Annotated in this window: 14 protein-coding genes; 7 read left to right on the plus strand and 7 right to left on the minus strand. The window is 66.7% G+C overall.

The window, feature by feature from the left end; translation table 11 throughout:
* Positions 1 to 176 precede the first annotated feature (176 nt).
* The 7 genes from WMC41_RS18260 to WMC41_RS18290 are packed head-to-tail and all read right to left on the minus strand — an operon-like array spanning position 177 to position 6,723.
* Positions 177 to 1,142, minus strand: coding sequence for a glucokinase (locus WMC41_RS18260; RefSeq protein WP_432345444.1), 966 nt, complete (start codon positions 1,140 to 1,142; stop codon positions 177 to 179).
* Between the two features lie 10 nt (positions 1,143 to 1,152).
* On the minus strand, positions 1,153 to 2,178 hold the full coding sequence (locus WMC41_RS18265) for a Gfo/Idh/MocA family protein (RefSeq protein WP_432345446.1): 1,026 nt from the start codon (positions 2,176 to 2,178) through the stop codon (positions 1,153 to 1,155).
* On the minus strand, positions 2,169 to 3,236 hold the full coding sequence (locus WMC41_RS18270; RefSeq protein WP_432345448.1) for a Gfo/Idh/MocA family protein: 1,068 nt from the start codon (positions 3,234 to 3,236) through the stop codon (positions 2,169 to 2,171). Before WMC41_RS18270 ends, WMC41_RS18265 begins: the two co-directional genes overlap by 10 nt.
* 58 nt (positions 3,237 to 3,294) lie before the next feature.
* Entirely contained in the window at positions 3,295 to 4,338 is a 1,044-nt protein-coding gene (locus tag WMC41_RS18275) for an ABC transporter substrate-binding protein (protein WP_432345451.1), read from the minus strand.
* 23 nt (positions 4,339 to 4,361) lie between these two features.
* A complete protein-coding gene (locus WMC41_RS18280) occupies positions 4,362 to 5,141 on the minus strand; it encodes an ABC transporter permease (protein ID WP_432345454.1) in 780 nt (259 codons plus the stop codon).
* The gene (locus tag WMC41_RS18285) at positions 5,138 to 5,929 is read right to left on the minus strand and encodes an ABC transporter permease (protein ID WP_432345457.1); all 792 of its coding nucleotides are present in this window, start codon (positions 5,927 to 5,929) and stop codon (positions 5,138 to 5,140) included. Before WMC41_RS18285 ends, WMC41_RS18280 begins: the two co-directional genes overlap by 4 nt.
* On the minus strand, positions 5,926 to 6,723 hold the full coding sequence (locus tag WMC41_RS18290; RefSeq protein WP_288079606.1) for an ABC transporter ATP-binding protein: 798 nt from the start codon (positions 6,721 to 6,723) through the stop codon (positions 5,926 to 5,928). The genes WMC41_RS18285 and WMC41_RS18290 overlap by 4 nt, the downstream gene beginning before the upstream one ends.
* Positions 6,724 to 6,980: 257 nt before the next feature.
* On the opposite strand from WMC41_RS18290, the gene WMC41_RS18295 reads away from it, so the two are divergent.
* From WMC41_RS18295 to WMC41_RS18325, 7 genes are all read left to right on the plus strand, one after another.
* Positions 6,981 to 8,084 (plus strand): GntR family transcriptional regulator, encoded by a 1,104-nt coding sequence (locus WMC41_RS18295; protein ID WP_432345460.1) that lies wholly within the window; start codon positions 6,981 to 6,983, stop codon positions 8,082 to 8,084.
* 154 nt (positions 8,085 to 8,238) lie between these two features.
* Positions 8,239 to 9,789: a hypothetical protein gene (locus WMC41_RS18300; RefSeq protein WP_432345463.1), complete on the plus strand. Its 1,551-nt coding sequence runs from the start codon at positions 8,239 to 8,241 to the stop codon at positions 9,787 to 9,789.
* Positions 9,790 to 9,896: 107 nt separating this feature from the next.
* Positions 9,897 to 11,252, plus strand: coding sequence for an extracellular solute-binding protein (locus tag WMC41_RS18305; protein ID WP_432345466.1), 1,356 nt, complete (start codon positions 9,897 to 9,899; stop codon positions 11,250 to 11,252).
* 10 nt (positions 11,253 to 11,262) lie between these two features.
* Complete coding sequence (locus tag WMC41_RS18310) at positions 11,263 to 12,198, plus strand: carbohydrate ABC transporter permease (RefSeq protein WP_432345469.1); 936 nt, start codon at positions 11,263 to 11,265, stop codon at positions 12,196 to 12,198.
* The gene (locus WMC41_RS18315) at positions 12,195 to 13,022 is read left to right on the plus strand and encodes a carbohydrate ABC transporter permease (protein WP_432345471.1); all 828 of its coding nucleotides are present in this window, start codon (positions 12,195 to 12,197) and stop codon (positions 13,020 to 13,022) included. The genes WMC41_RS18310 and WMC41_RS18315 overlap by 4 nt, the downstream gene beginning before the upstream one ends.
* Position 13,023: 1 nt before the next feature.
* Positions 13,024 to 14,559, plus strand: coding sequence for a sulfatase (locus tag WMC41_RS18320; protein WP_432345473.1), 1,536 nt, complete (start codon positions 13,024 to 13,026; stop codon positions 14,557 to 14,559).
* Positions 14,552 to 15,625: an ABC transporter ATP-binding protein gene (locus tag WMC41_RS18325; protein WP_432345475.1), complete on the plus strand. Its 1,074-nt coding sequence runs from the start codon at positions 14,552 to 14,554 to the stop codon at positions 15,623 to 15,625. Before WMC41_RS18320 ends, WMC41_RS18325 begins: the two co-directional genes overlap by 8 nt.
* The last annotated feature ends 205 nt before the right edge of the window (positions 15,626 to 15,830 follow it).

The raw sequence follows: 15,830 nt of genomic DNA on the forward strand, positions 1-15,830 counted from the left end.
CGCGTGCACCGAATGCCATTCCTAAAATTCAATCACGATATCGACGGCAAAGACAATCCCCCTTCGGGGCCATACAGCAGAAAACAGCGGCGCCACTCCGGCGGGAGCGGCCGGAACGACGATTGCCGAGCAATATGAAAGCCTTTGCTAACGGACGCGACCTGGCATCGCCGGCATCAAGCTGCCGAGAGGCGCAACCATTCCGCGCATCCCTGAAGCGCCGTGCGATCGTCGAGAAGCAGGTGGACGGGAAAGCTTTCCATGAAATCCGCCTGGCGGCCCTTGGCGCGGAAGGCGTCGAGGAACGTGGGGTCCTTGGAGAGGGAACGCGCAAAGGCGCGCGAGACACCGCCGGAAAGATAGACGCCGGAAAAGGGCAGATAGGCGAGCGCCAGATCGCCGCACACCCGCCCGAGCAGGCGCATGAACATGTGCCCGGCCTGCTCGCAATCCCTGTCCGCCCGCGTGACCGCAAGGCGCGACACGTCCGCAGCCGTCGCAACGCTGGGCGCCCGGCCGGCCTCGGCGCATTGCCATTGATAGATCTCGAAGAGGCCGCGGCCCGACAGGGCGCGTTCCACCGACGCCCGTCCGCGCCCCGCCGAAAGCGCACCCTGCAACGAGAATTCCGTCTCGCCGGCGAGCGGCAGCGTCATGTGCCCGCATTCCGCCGCCATGACATGGGGCGCCCCGCCGAAGCGGGAGGGACACCAGGCCGAGGCGTTGAAGCCCGTGCCCGCGCCGAGCACCAGCCGCGGCCCCGGCCGGCCATGCGCCCTGCCCGGCGTCAGGCACCGCGTCTTGAGCTTTTCTACCTGCCCCATCGCATAGCCGAGCGCCTCGAAATCGTTGATGAAATCGACCCTGCCCGCACCGGAGGCCGTCGCCACGCGGTCGCGGGCGATGGTCCAGTCCCGGTTCGTCAGCGTGGCGCCTTCGGCCGTCGCCACGGCCGCAAGGGCGATGCAGACGCTGTCGACGCGCTGCGTGCCGCGCTCGTGCAGGAACGTCGCGGCCACGGCATAGAAATCCTCGAAATCGTCATTGGAATAGCTGCCCGTGCTCCCGGAGAGCAGGATACCGTCGCGGACAAGGCCGAGGCGGGTATTGGTTCCGCCGATGTCGCAGGCCAGTGCAAGCATGGAAATCCACCTATCGCGCAATCGGCTGGGCGGCACCGGCGGCGGCGGCCCGATAGGCTGCATCGATCATCGCGAACGCCCTTTGGCCGTCCTCCAGGGTAACCGGCATCGGGCCGCCCTTCTTCAGCGCATCGACGAAGGCCCAGGCGACATGTTCGTGAAACACCCCCGTCTTGAACGCGGGCACGACCGGCAGCGCGGACCATCCCCCCTCCTCGCCGCGCCGGAAGACGCGCAAAAAATCCGCCTCGCGCGCCGGGCGCGAGGCAATGTCCACGCCGGAAAGCAGGATCGAACCCTCCGTCCCGTAGATCTCGATCGACGTGTCCGCGCCAGCAAAGCACCAGCTCGTCGTCACCTCGGCGATCATACCGTCCGCGTAGCGGAAGGTGGCGACCGCGGTGTCCTCCACCGGCAGGCCGAGCGTGGAGGAGAGCGTGGCATAGGCGGTTTCCGGCTCGCCGAACATCCAGCGCAGGAAATCGGCGGCGTGCACGCCCTCGTCGAGCAGCGTGCCGCCGCCCGAGCGCGCCGGATCGACGAACCAGGCGGAGCGGAAGTCTTCCGTCAGGCCATGGCTGTGGCCGTGCCGCACGCGGCACAGCGTCACGCGGCCGAGCGCCTTTTCCTTCAGGAGACGCACGATCTCGTGGTTGGCGGGGTCGAAACGCTTCGGGAAGCTCTGCATGAAGCGGATGCCGGTGCGCGCCACCACATCGGCGATGGCATCGCACTGGGCGCGGTCGATACCGAGCGGCTTTTCGCAGAGCACCGGCCGGCCAGCGGCGGCGGCCGCCTCCACCAGCGCCAGATGATCGCTCGTCGCCGAGCAGATGGCGACCGCGTGGCTCTTGCGGATGAGGCCCGAGAGGTCGGGCGCCACATCGACGCCATGGCGGGCGGCAAAATTCGCCGCCACGGCCCCGGACGCATCCCAGACGCCGACGACCTGCACCTCGGGCCGCTCCAGAAAGGCACGGGTCCAGAAATTGGCGTGGTAGTGTTCGACGCCGAGTATCGCGATCTTCAGGCGCATCCGGCCTTCTCCCCTTGCCCGCCGACCGGCATCCGCGTGCCGGCCCGCGCTGCTGCATAAAGCGTTTCGGCCACCTCGACCGAGCGCAGCCCGGCAGCGGCCGTATCGTCGGCCGGCGCTTCGCCGCGCACGACGGACAGCCAGTGACGATGATGGGCCGCGCCGAGCGGCTCCTCCGGCAGGTCGGGCGTCACCCAGCCCGCCGCGCCAGTGACGGACGGCGCGTGGATGGCCGCCGCGCCGCGCTCCGTGCGCAGCCAGACCGTGCCGCGCTCCGCATAAAGTTCCAGGCGGAACCGGTCGCATCCGGCAAGCTCGGTATAGCTCATCTCGTGGCTTACCCGCGCGCCGCCGGCCAGCCGGTAGGTGGCGAGCACATTGTCCTCCAGCTCCGTCCGCACCGTTCGCCCATCGGCAAGGCGGCGCTCCGGCTTGGCCGTCGTCATGTCGGCGGCGACGGTTTCAATCGGGCCGAGGAGGTGCTGCACGAGATCGATGCCGTGCACGCCGAGCTGCATGATGACGCCGCCCGAAACGTTGCCGGGCTTGAAGAACCAGTCGTTCCAGTCCGCCCCGGGCGTCGCGTTGCGAAGGCGCACCGAATGGATCGCCCCGAGCGCGCCGGCCGCGATCTGATTGCGCAGCCAGCGCACCTCCGGGAAATAGCGGTGCATGAAACTGACGGTGAGGCGCCGCCCCGCCCGTTCATCCGCGGCGAGGATGGCGCGGCACTGGGCGCTGTCCAACGCCATTGGCTTTTGCAGCAAAACGGACTTTCCCGCCTCCAGCGCGTCGATGGCGATGCGCTCATGCGTATCGTCGGGCGTTGCGATGACCACGGCGTCGATGGCGCTGTCGTCGAGCACGCGGCGATAGTCGGTCTCGGCCCGGCCGATGCCGAGCGCCGCGGCCCGCGCCCGCGTCGCCTCCGCCCGCCGGCCGACCAGCGCGGCGACATCCGCCCCGCCGGCGGCGCGAAGGCCGTTGATGTGGTAATCGGCGATGAAGCCGGCGCCGATGACGGCGACGGCGATCCGGTCGGCAGCCGAACGGGACATGGTGATCAATCCGCTTTGATGGCAAGGGGGCGCCCGCTGCGGCAGGCGCCCGGTTTTTTCAGGGCGCCCACTGGCCCTCAACCGACACGGCCGCGGCATTCACCGCCTTCAGCGGGGCGGTATAGGTATAGGTGAGCACGTCCTTCGCCTCGCCCGGAATGCGGTTCGTCGCCTTGAGGTAATCGACGATCGCCGCCATGTCCTCGACATAGGACTGGTCGACATCCGGCGTGAACGTGTAATCGCCGAGGAGCGCGGCATTCATCTCCACCGGCTGCTTCTGGAAGTCGGAGAAGATCTTCAGGACCTCGTCCTTGTTGGCGGGATCGGCCACGTAGGCCTGCGCCTTGGCGAGCACATTCACCAGCGCCTCCGTCGCGACGGGATGGGCGCGCACCCAGTCCTGCGAGGCGACCCAGACCGTGCGGTTGTTGGAGACGGCGACGTCCTCGCCATTGTTCTTGGCGAAGAAGCTCTTCGTGCCTGTATGCACGATCTTGGCGCCCTGCTCCTGCACCGCGCGATAGGGGAAGGGCTCCCAGAAGACGATGCCCTGGATCTCGTTGTTGGCCATGGCGGCCATCGCCTCCGGCGGTGCAAGGTTCACCGTCTGGAGCTTCGTGGCGTCGAGGCCGTAGTGTTTCGCGACATTGGCGAGCAGCGCGCCGGAGGTGGAGGAGACCAAGAGGCCGAGCTTCACCTTGGTGAGGTCTTCCGGGGTCTCGACACCGGCATCCTGGCGCACCACGATCTTCTCCAGCCCGTGGCTGACGGCATTCGTGCCGAGGATCACCACGGGCACGCCGTTATGCGCCATCGAGACCGGCGGCAGGTTGCCGGGCGTCCAGAGCTGGATCTCGTCAGCGAGCAGCGCCTCGCCGGCGAGATTGCCGGAGGCGAAGGTCTTGAACTCGACGTTCTTGAAGCCGGCCTCGTCGAACCAGCCCTTCTCCTTGGCGACGATATGGACAAGGAACGGCAGGTCCGGGCCGATACTGATGGACAGCGTGTCGGTCTCCACCTCGGCGGCGGCGGACGGGCCGGCCGCAAGCAGCATGCCGGCCATGGCGGCGGATATCAGGGATTTCAGGACGATGCGCATGTGGTTCTCCCTCTTGTTATCTCTCAGGCGCCGTGCCAGCGCCCGATCCAGCGTTTGATCGCGGCGCCGATGGCCGCGTCGGTGATGAGGTTGAGCGCGCCGATGAGCAGGATGCCGACGACGATGACGCCGACGGAACCGCCGGTGTTGCGCTCGTTGATGATCATGTAGCCGAGCCCCCTGTCGGCCGCGATCAGCTCGGCGGCGACCAGCACGCCGAAGCTCAGCCCCCAGCCGATGCGCACGCCCGTCGCAAGATCGGGCGCGGCGGCCGGCACGGCGACGCGCAGGAGCAGCGGCACGCCGCTGAGCCCGAAGGTCTGCGCCGCCTTCAGCAGCATCGGATCGATGCTGCGCATGCCCTGATAGGCCGCCGTGACGACGGGAAAGAAGGCGCCGAGGAAGATGATGAAGAATTTCGACGGCTCGCCGAGGCCGAACCAGATGATCGCAAGCGGGATCCAGGCGAGTGGCGGGATCGGCCGCAGAAGCTCGATCAGCGGCCGCGCCAGCGCCCCGAAGCCGCGATACCAGCCCGCCGCGATGCCGACCGCCGCGCCCGCGAGCGCCCCCAGCAGGAAGCCGGAAAAGACGCGCAGCAGGCTCCAGAACAGGTTGTCCGCGACGGTCTCGGCCGTCAGGCGCTCGGCCGCCGCGCGGATGGCGAGCGACGGGCTCGGGAAGATCGCCGGATCGACCAGCCCGGTGCGGGCGCTGATTTCCCAGGCGGCGACGGCGAGGATTGCGCCGATGAGGCCGAGGGTGAGGTCGCTGGCGGCGGAAAGGCGGGAAAGCGGCTTCATCGGCGCACCCGGTCGAGATTGCCCGCCCAGGGCAGCATGGCGCGCTCCAGCGCCATCAGACCGGCGGAGATGGTGAAGCCGATGAGGCCGATGACCAGCATGCCGATGATGGTGATCTCGCTGCGGTAGAAGGTGCGCGCCTCCATGATGAGCGCGCCCAGCCCCTCGATGGTGCCGATCATCTCGGCGCCGACGATGACCATGAAGCCGACGCCGAGCGCCATGCGCGCGCCGGCGAAGATGCGCGGCAGGGCGGCCGGCAGCACGACGCTGCGATAGAGCTCCAGCCCCTTCAGGCCGAAGGTGCGCGCGGCCCTGACGAGCGTCGGATCGACATAGCGCACGCCGGCGATCACATTGGACAGCATGACCCAGAAGCAGCCGTAGCCGATGAGGAAGACCTTGGTCAGCTCACCCGCGCCGAACCAGACGATGACGAGCGGCAGGAGGCTGAGCGTGGCGACCGAGCGGCAGAAGACGATGAGCGGCGCGGTCAGCTTGTCCACCACCGGCAGCGCGCCGATGACGAGGCCGAGCGGGATCGCCAGCGCCAGCGCCGCACCATAGCCTTGGAGGACACGCAGGATGGTGGTCAGCGCATGCGACCAGATCGACACGCCCGTCGGAAAACCCGTCGTCGACAGTTCGACGAAGCCGCGCGCGATGCGGCTGACCGGCGGGAACTGGTAGGGCTTGAGAAAGCCGTAGCGCACCTCCGCCTCCCAGAGGAGGAGAAGCACCGTGAAGGCGGCGAGCGGCGGCAGGGCCTGGAGGAACCTGCGCGTCATGTCGAAAGCTCGTTCCAGATGGCTTGGTAGAGCGCATTGAAGCCCGGATCGGTGCGCAGGCGCGGGCGCGGCAGGTCGACCGGGAAGATGCGCTTGATGCGGCCGGGATCAGGCGCCAAGAGCACGATCCGGTCCGACAGCATCAGGGCCTCGCTGATCGAATGGGTGACGAAGACGATCGTCTTGCGGCGCGCCTCCCAGATGCGCAGCAGCTCCTGCTGCAATTCGATGCGCGTCAATTCGTCGAGCGCACCGAAGGGTTCGTCCATCAGGAGGATCTGCGGATCGAGCGCCAGCGCGCGGGCAATGGAGACGCGCTGCTGCATGCCGCCGGACATTTCGCGCGGATAGCGCCCCGCCGCAGCTTCCAGGCCGACGAGCGCCAGGAGATCCAGGGCGCGCCGGCGGCGCTCGGCCTTGGCAAGGCCCGACTTGCGGAAGCCGAAGGCGACGTTGTCCACCGCCGTCAGCCAGGGAAACAGCGCATGCTGCTGGAAGACGACGCCCTGCCCCTGCCCCGGCCCGGTGACGACCTTGCCGGCAATAACGATCCGGCCGGCCGAGACGTCCTCCAGCCCGGCGATCATGTTGAGAAGGGTCGTCTTGCCGCAGCCGCTGCGGCCGATGAACGAGACGAATTCATTCTCCGCAATGGCGAGATCGACATTGTCGAGCACCGGCACGGCACCGCCGCTGCGCTGCGTGAACACCTTGCGCGCACCGTCGATGCGGATGAAGGCCGTTTCGGCAGGCCTGCGGCCTTCCACGCCGGCATCCGGGCTGCGTCGTTCCATGACAGGGCTCTGCGACACGACGGACTCCCCTTCCGATCGCTGCGGTGGATGGCTTTTGCCATTCCGGGATCAAGCGTATACGTGAAAATCAAATTGTAAAGTGCAATTTGTATTCGCTATAATACAATCAGGCGCGAACATGGGGCCCATCTCCCCGGCCAATCGGCCGACGAGGCGGGATTGCCGGGGCGGGATTCAAAATGTATCCGGTTAGAAGCAACAAGAAGCAGACACGAATCGACGATCGGGGCAGACCTTTGCGCGCAGCCTCCTCCCATGCGGTCCTTACATCCCTGCGGGACCAGATTGCCCGGCTCGACGACGGCGCGCGGCTGCCGACGGTGCGCGAGCTGATGCGCAGCCACCAGGTCAGCCAGGCGACCGTGCAGGAGGCGCTGACGCGCCTGCGCGAGGAAGGGCTCCTCACTTCGCAGGTCGGCCGCGGGACCTATGTCGTCAAGGACGGCGATGCCGTCGTAAACGGTGGGACGGACACCGCAAGGCACCTCGACAGCCTGCTGATCCTGTCGAATGCCAGCCTCAACGAACGCTGCATGCTGGTGCAGAACCACATCGTCGGGCACCTGTCGCGCACGGGCAGCAAGGTGGTGCAGATCTCCTATCACAATACCGGCCACCTCTTGGACATCCTGACATCCGTCCCGGATTTCGACGCGGCGATCCTGCAATCCCATTACGAGAACATCCCGATCCGGCTGCTCCATCTCCTCCAGGGCAAGACGCGCGCCCTGGTCGTCGACGGCAATTCCGTCGCGGGCGTCGATATCGACCGGGTCGGCACCGACTGGGAAGAGGCGCTGGATCTCGCGCTGGAGCATCTTTCGGAGCTGGGACACCGCTCGATCGCGCTGGTTTCGCTGGATTCGATGGCCCAGCCGATCCTCTCCGTCCGGCGCGCCTTCGACCGGCTCGGCCGCCGCCACAAGGCAGGCTGGGAGCACACCGAAAGCATCGCGCTCGGCGGCGTGCTGCATCCCACCCAGCGGGTCGGCGACGCCCTGAAGACGGCGCTCGGCGCATTGGTCGACCGGCACGGACGGCTTCCCTTCACGGCGATGGCGACGCTCGGCATTTCCGATAGCCTCGGCATCCGGCAGTGCCTCACCGAAATGGGCATTGCCTGCCCGCGGGACCTCAGCCTCGTCGTGCTCGGCCACCACGACGTTCCGACCGAGCATTTCGGCTTCATGAGCATGGCCGGCAGCTCGTATCTGGCCGCTGCCAGGAGCCTGATCGAGGTCATCCACAAGCGCATCGCGGCGCCGCGCGAGGCGCCGCAGATCGTCTATCTCGATTGCCTCGCCGAGTTCCGCGACAGCACCGGCGCGCCGTCCCGCTGAAGGACATGCGCCGGCCGGACGACGGCACGCACCTCTTCCCAAAAAACACGCTTGCATCGAGGGATGCATCTGCTACGGTACAATACATATTGTATCAGGCGAGTTCGCCCGGGGCATGGCGCTTCCCGGCCATTCGCAGTGGGAGGGGTGCAGTATGTTGGGTGAGCGTCTGCCGGAACGGCTACAGCCCCTTGCCGCACGCTTTGGCGTCCGGCCCTATTACGGCGACATTCACAACCACTGCGACATTTCCTATGGCCATGGCAGCCTCGAACAGGCGCTGCGCCGGGCGCGGCGCCAGCTGGATTTCGTCTCCGTCACCGGGCATGCCTATTGGCCGGACATGCCGGTCGACGACCCGCGCGTCGCCCATATCGTCGATTTCCACGTCAAGGGCTTCGCCAGGCTCGAAAAGCTGTGGGACGCCCATTTCGATACGCTGGCGGCGGCGGACGAGCCGGGCGTCTTCACCGTCTTCCCGGGCTATGAGATCCATTCCTTCGCCCATGGCGACTATACGATCGTCTATCGCGACATCGCCCGCCAGGAGGTGATCAAGGCCGATACGCCGGCGGACCTGCATGCCAGGCTGCGCGCCGCCTATGGCGACGGCGTCTTCGCCTTCCCGCACCATATCGGCTACCGCCTCGGCGCGCGGGGGGTGAACTGGGATACGGTCGTGGAAGACCTCTCGCCGGTGATGGAGATCGTCTCCATGCATGGCTGTTCCGAGACGTCGGTCATGGACCGGCCGTTCCTGCATTCCATGGGCCCGAGCGACGGCCGGTCCACCGCCCGCCACGGCCTCAACCGCGGCATCCGCTTCGGCTTTCTCGGCAATACCGACCATCACAGCGGCTATCCCGGCTCCTATGGCCACGGCCGCTCGGCCGTCTATGCGCCGGAGAATTCCCGCGCAGCGCTCTGGGACGGCATCCACCGGCGCCGCACCAATGCGCTGACCGGAGATGCGAGCCATCTTTTCTTCGCGATCGGCGATACCATGCAGGGCGGCAGCGTGGCCGCCGGCGGACATGACATGCTGGAGCTTGAAGCGGTCGCGGGCGGTGCCATCGACTATATCGACCTCATCCGCAACGGCGACGTGGTCGGCCGGGTGACACCGGACCTGCAAAGAAGCCCTATCGACACCGCCGACGGCAGCATGGAAACGCTGCTCGTGCTGGAGCTCGGCTGGGGCGCGCGCGGAAAATCCCACGACTGGCAGGGCTCGCTGGCGCTTTCCGGCGGCGACATCCTCTCCGTCGAGCCGCGCCTGCGCGGTTCCGAAGTGGTCTCGCCGCTGGAGGGCGGCGGCGACGCGAAGGACGAGAACGACATCCGCCTTTGCGGCAACCGCATCGACTTCACGATCCGCTCCATCGCCAACCCCAACAACACCACCGCCGCCATGCAGGCGATCGCCGCCCGCATCCGCATCACGCCGGATGCGAATATCCGGCTGGTGCTCGACGGCCAGACCTTCGAGGCGAGCGCCGAACGGCTGCTGGAGGGCGCGCTGTCGGGCAATCTCGGCCCGATCGACAGCCCCGCCTTCCGCCTGCATCCGCTGCCGCGCCCGCATCAATGGCAGTGGCGCGGCCGGCTCGCCATCGAGCCGCTGCGCAAGGGCGACTGGATCTATGCCCGCATGCGCCAGGCCAATGGCCAGTGGAACTGGGCAAGCCCGATTTTCTGCGAATAGGAGAACGGGGGCAAAGCGAATGCGGCGTCAAAGCCGCGGCGAGCACCCGTTTTCTTGGATGCCGAGACCAAGCAGTGAACAATCATGAGGCAATGGGAGACTCATCGATGACCTTTACGACCCGCATTCCAAGACGCAACGTCCTCAAGGGCATGGGCATGGCGGCCACCGCCAGCCTCGTTCCCGGCGCATTCCGGCCGCTTTACGCCGCCAGCGTCGCACCGATCACCATCGTGATCAACCAGTCACCCTGGTTCGAAAGCTTCCGCAGGACGGTGGAGGCCTACGAGGCCGAGACCGGCAACAAGGTGGAACTCGACGTCAACCCCTTCGCCGGCTCGCTCGAGAAGCAGCGCAACTCCGTGCGAGCGAGCGCGGGCCAGTACGACATCCTGATCATGAACTCCGGCTGGTTCGCGGAAATGTATGGCGGCGGCTTCGTCGAGGCCATCACCGACATCGACCCCGGCTTCCAGCTCGACCCGGAGATCTACACGCTCGGCGACACGATCTACTACGATGCCGCCAACAAGACGATGACAAAGGCCGGCAAGCTGATGTCGATGCCGGTCTCGCCGCTGATCCCGATGCTCTACTATCGCGGCGACCTCTACCAGGAGGCGGGCCTTTCGGCACCGAAGACCTTCGCGGAACTCGAAGCCAACGCCAAGAAGTTCCACAACCCGCCGGGCATGTACGGCATCGTGCAGCGCGGCGCGCGCGGGCCGCACACCGTCGCCTACGACTTCTATCCCTATCTCTACGGCTTCGGCGGCGGCATCTTCAAGGACCAGTCGACGGGCGACTACTCCGTCACGCTGAACTCCGACCAGGGCCGCGAAGCACTCGACTACTATGTGCGCCTCGCCAAGGAAGCCGGCCATCCGAAGACGGCGGCCTCCGACCAGGCCGAGGTCATCCAGGCGATGGTCACCGGCCATACGGCGCATATCATGATGGTCATCGCTGCCTGGTCGCAGATGGACGATCCGAACAAATCGGCCATCGTCGACAAGGTCGAATGGGCGCCGACGCCCTCCGTGGAGGGCTTGACCACCTCGCCCGGCCTCGGCCACTGGCTGGCCGGCATTTCCAGGAACGTGCCCGACGACCGCAAGCGGGCCGCCGTGGAGTTCCTGCGCTGGTTCCAGACGAAGGCCGCGCAGCTCGAAACGGCCAAGGCCGGCGGCATCCCCGTCAACGCGGCGGTCTACAAGGAACCGATCGCCGACGAGCGCCGCTACCGCTGGATGAAGCCGCTTGCCGAGGCCTTGCCGCATGCGGTGAACATCTACCAGTTCCCGGAGGCGAGCGAGGTTATCTCGGTGCTGGAGCTCGGGCTCAACCGGGCAGTCGCCGGCGAGATCACGACCGTCGACGCGCTGAACGGCATGTCCGACGAGATCGAGAAGATCATGGCCGGCCATTCCTACAAGACCGGCAAGCTCGATCCGCTGAAGTAAGGACCGGACCATGGCCGCCGCGCAAGCACAGACCCTATCGTCCCCGCGGCGACCAGCAAAGGTCTCCGAAGACCGCGGCCAGCGTCTCTGGCGCTGGCTGACCTTCGGTCCGGCCCTCGCCATGATGCTCGCCCTCAGCGTCCTGCCCATCGCCAACCTGTTTCTCACCAGCTTCCAGAACATCACCTGGGCGGACGGGCAGCAGGTGCGCACCTGGGTAGGCTTCACCCATTACCAAGCGCTGTTTTCCGACAGCCTTTTCGGCGCCGGTATTTCCAACACGCTCATCTTCGCCTTCGGCGCCGTCGCCGGCCAGATGGTCCTCGGCTTCGCCATGGCGCTGCTCTGCACCAAGATCGTGCGCGGCCGCGTGCTCTACCGGGCGATCTTCATCCTGCCGATCCTCATTCCCGGCATCGTCATCGGCGCCATCTGGAAGCTGATGCTCAATTTCGACTTCGGCCTCGTCAACAAGGCCCTCGGCCTCGTCGGCATCCTGCCGCACGACTGGCTGGGCAGTCCCGAAACCGCCCTCCTCTCCGTCATCGCCGTCGATATCTGGCACTGGACGCCGTTCTGCTTCCTCCTGTTCCTCGCAGGCCTCGAATCCCTGCCGCAGGATGTCTTCGAGGCCGCCCGGATGGACGGCGCCAGCGCCTGGCAGGAGCTCGTCTACGTGACGCTGCCGCTGATGATCCCGACGATCATCGTCACTTTCGCCTTCCGCCTCGTGCTGGCCTTCAAGGTCTTCGACGAGGTCTATCTCCTCACCAGCGGCGGCCCCGGCACCTCGACCGAGGTGATCAGCTTCACGCTCTACCAACGCTTCTTCACCGAGGACAAGGCGGGCTACGGCTCGGCCATGTCGGTCACCGTCATCTTCCTCGTCTCGCTGCTCCTCGTCCTTGCGCTTTCGGCGCGCCGCCGCACGGGAGCCGCCTCATGAGCCGGCGCACGGGTTCCGTCCTTCCGGTCCATATCACACTGGCGGCCGGCGCCGCGCTCGTCCTCGTGCCGGTCATCTGGACCGTCGCCGCCGGCTTCCGCACGCAGATCTCGCTTCTGATGGGCGACGTACTCTTCACGCCCATCGGCAGCAACTTCGCCGAGGTGCTCTGGTCGAAGACCTCCGACTTCCTGCTCAACTACCGCAACTCGATCATCGTCGGCATCGTCAGCACCGTGCTATGCGTCGTCATCGCGACGCTCGCCGCCTTCTCGCTCAACCGGATGCGCTGGCCCGCCTGGACCGTGCATCTCTTCCTCGCCTGGACGATGATCTTCCACATGATCCCGCCGGTGGCGCTGGCGAGCGCCTGGTTCACCATGGCGCGGGCGGTGGGGCTGGAAAACACCTTCACCGGCCTGATCCTCGCCCATGCGACGCTCAACCTGCCGATGGCGATCTGGCTGATGGCGGTCTTCGTGCGCGACGTACCGAAGGAGCTGGAGGAGGCCGCGATCATGGACGGGGCGGATACGCCGCATATCCTGTGGCATGTCATCCTGCCGCTGATCACGCCGGGTCTTGCCGCGACCTCGATCCTCACCTTCATCTTCTCCTGGAACGAATTTGCCGTCGCCCTGACGCTGACGATGAAGCAGACGGCCACCGTGCCCGTCGCCATCGCCAAATTCGCCCAGGATTTCGAGATCCAGTACACCCAGATGGCCGCCAGCGCCGCGCTGGCAATGGTCCCGGCCATCCTCGTGCTGCTCGTCGCGCAGCGCTACATCGTCAAGGGGCTCACGCAAGGAGCGGTGAAATAGCATGAAGGCGGTTTTTGTTCTTTTCGATTCCCTCAACCGGCACCTGCTCGGGCCCTACGGCGGAACGCGCATCCCGACGCCGAACTTCGACCGGCTCGCCGCCCGCAGCGTGACCTTCGACAAGCACTATGTCGGCAGCCTGCCCTGCATGCCGGCACGGCGCGACATGCTGACCGGCCGCCTCACCTTCCTGCACCGGAGCTGGGGACCGCTGGAGCCCTTCGACAATGCCTTCCCGGAGATCCTGCACCGGGAGCGCGGCACCTACAGCCACCTGGTGACCGACCACTTCCACTATTGGGAGGACGGCGGGGCGACCTATCACAACCGCTACGATTCCTACGAATTCGTGCGCGGCCAGGAGGGCGACCGCTGGAAGGCCATGGTGCAGCCGCACTGGGAGCGCCTGCGCGAGAAATACCATGCCCGCCAGTTCAGCGACCAGCGCCGCTCCTATTTCGGCCAGAACATCATCAACCGCGAATTCATCAAGGAAGAGAAGGACTTCCCCTCCGTGCGATGCTTCGCCGAGGGCTTCGACTTCCTCGATCGCAACCGCGAGGCCGACAACTGGCTGCTGCAGATCGAGACCTTCGACCCGCACGAGCCCTTCACGGCGCCGGAGCGCTTCAAGGCTAAGTTCGACACGGGCTGGGAAGGCCCGATCCGCGACTGGCCGCGCTACGGCCGCGTCGACGAGCTGCCCGAGGAATGCGAGGAGCTGCGCGCCAACTACTATGCCGTGGTGGCGATGTGCGACCACCTGCTCGGCGAGCTCCTCGACTATTTCGACCGGCATGACCTGTGGAAGGACACCGCCCTCGTCGTCACCACCGATCACGGTTTCCTGCTCGGCGAGCACGATTTCTGGGCGAAGAACCGCATGAACCTCTATGAGGAAGTGGCGCATATCCCGCTCTTCCTGCATGACCCGCGCCATGCGGCGCGCGCCGGAAGCCGCTCGGACGCCCTCACCCAGTCGATCGACCTTGCCGCGACCTTCCTCGACCTCTTCGGCGCCACGCCGCCGGCCGAGAACGAGGGCGTTTCGCTCTGCGCCGCGGCCGCCGGCCCGTCGCCGCGCGAGGGGGCCTTGTTCGGCTATTTCGGCGGGGCGGTGAACGTCGCCGACGGCCGCTATACCTATCACCGCTTCCCGGAGGACCTGTCGCAGCAGGAACTTTACCAGTACACGCTGATGCCGACGCATATCTTCTCGCCGTTCACCCCGGAGGAACTTGCCTCGGCCGAACTCTCGCCGCCGCTCGATTTCACCAAGGGCGCAACGTTGCTGAAGGTGCCGGTGATCGAGCGTTCGCCGATGTACAACAACTACGGCCCCGGCGCGCTGCTCGAATCCGAAACGCGGCTCTACGATCTTGCAAGCGATCCCGGCCAGGAAAGGCCGCTCGCCGACCCCGGCGAGGAACGGCGCCTTGCCGACCTGATGACCCGGCTGATGCGGGCGAACGGTGCGCCGCCGGAAGCCTTCTCGCGCCTTGCCTTCGGCACGGCCTCGGGAGGCGACCATGGCTGAGGTCCAGATCCGGGAGGCCCGCAAGTCCTATGGAAGCGTCGAGGTGCTGCGCGGCGTCGACGTCGAGGTCAGGGACGGCGAATTCGTCGCGCTGGTCGGCCCGTCCGGCTGCGGCAAGTCCACCCTCCTGCGCATGATCGCCGGGCTGGAAGGCATTTCCGGCGGCGAGATCCGCATCGGCGCGCGCGTCGTCAACGACATCCCGCCGAAACAGCGCGACGTCGCGATGGTCTTCCAGAACTACGCGCTCTATCCGCACATGACCGTCGCCAGGAACATGGGCTTCTCGCTGAAGCTCGCCGGCAAGCCGAAGGAGGAGATCGACAGGCGCGTTGCGGCCGCCGCCGAAATCCTCGACCTCTCCGCCCTGCTCGACCGCCTGCCGCGCCAGCTTTCGGGCGGGCAACGCCAGCGTGTGGCGATGGGCCGTGCCATCGTACGCGATCCGCGCGTCTTCCTGTTCGACGAGCCGCTGTCCAACCTCGACGCCAAGCTGCGCGTGCAGATGCGCGCGGAAATCAAGGCGCTGCACCAGCGCCTCGGCACCACGACGGTCTATGTCACCCATGACCAGGTCGAGGCGATGACCATGGCGGACAAGATCGTCGTCATGCGGGCCGGCGTGGTGGAGCAGGTGGGCTCTCCGCTCGATCTCTACGACCATCCCGCCAACATGTTCGTCGCCGGTTTCATCGGCTCGCCGGCGATGAATTTCATCGAGGGTCGCGTCGAGAGGGGGCAGTTCATCGCCGGCTGCGGCCTGTCGGTCGCGACGGGGACGATCGCCGACACCGCCCGGACCGTGCTCGGCATCCGACCGGAGCACCTGACGCTCGATCCCGCGGGCACGGCCGCGACCGTCGTGGTCGTCGAGCAGACCGGGTCTGAAACCCTGCTGCTGCTCGACATGGCCGGGCAGAAGCTCACCTATCTCGGTCGCGACCGCCTGCACATCCGGCCCGGCGAAACCGTCCATATCCTTCCCGACGCCGCGCGCCTCCACCTCTTCGACCCGCAAAGCGGCTGCCGGATGGGTGACGGGCCGGGCACCGCCGCACGGATCTGAGCTTTCAGTCATCCGACCTGCACGGGCTTCGACCGTGCACGCCAGCCCGGTTCGCCATTCCGCATGCAACCGCCAGAACGGCGCGCCAAAAGCCTACACCTCCCATATCCCGGGAGGCGTTGCCTTTTGGCGCGGCTCGCTTCGACGTCGGGACGGCTTGGTGGGGAGACCGGATTCAACCGGCCTGGCCGTCACCCCGGCCCGT

Origin of the sequence: Shinella yambaruensis (genome assembly GCF_050859155.1) — a bacterium.
Taxonomy (GTDB): Bacteria; Pseudomonadota; Alphaproteobacteria; order Rhizobiales; family Rhizobiaceae; genus Shinella; species Shinella yambaruensis.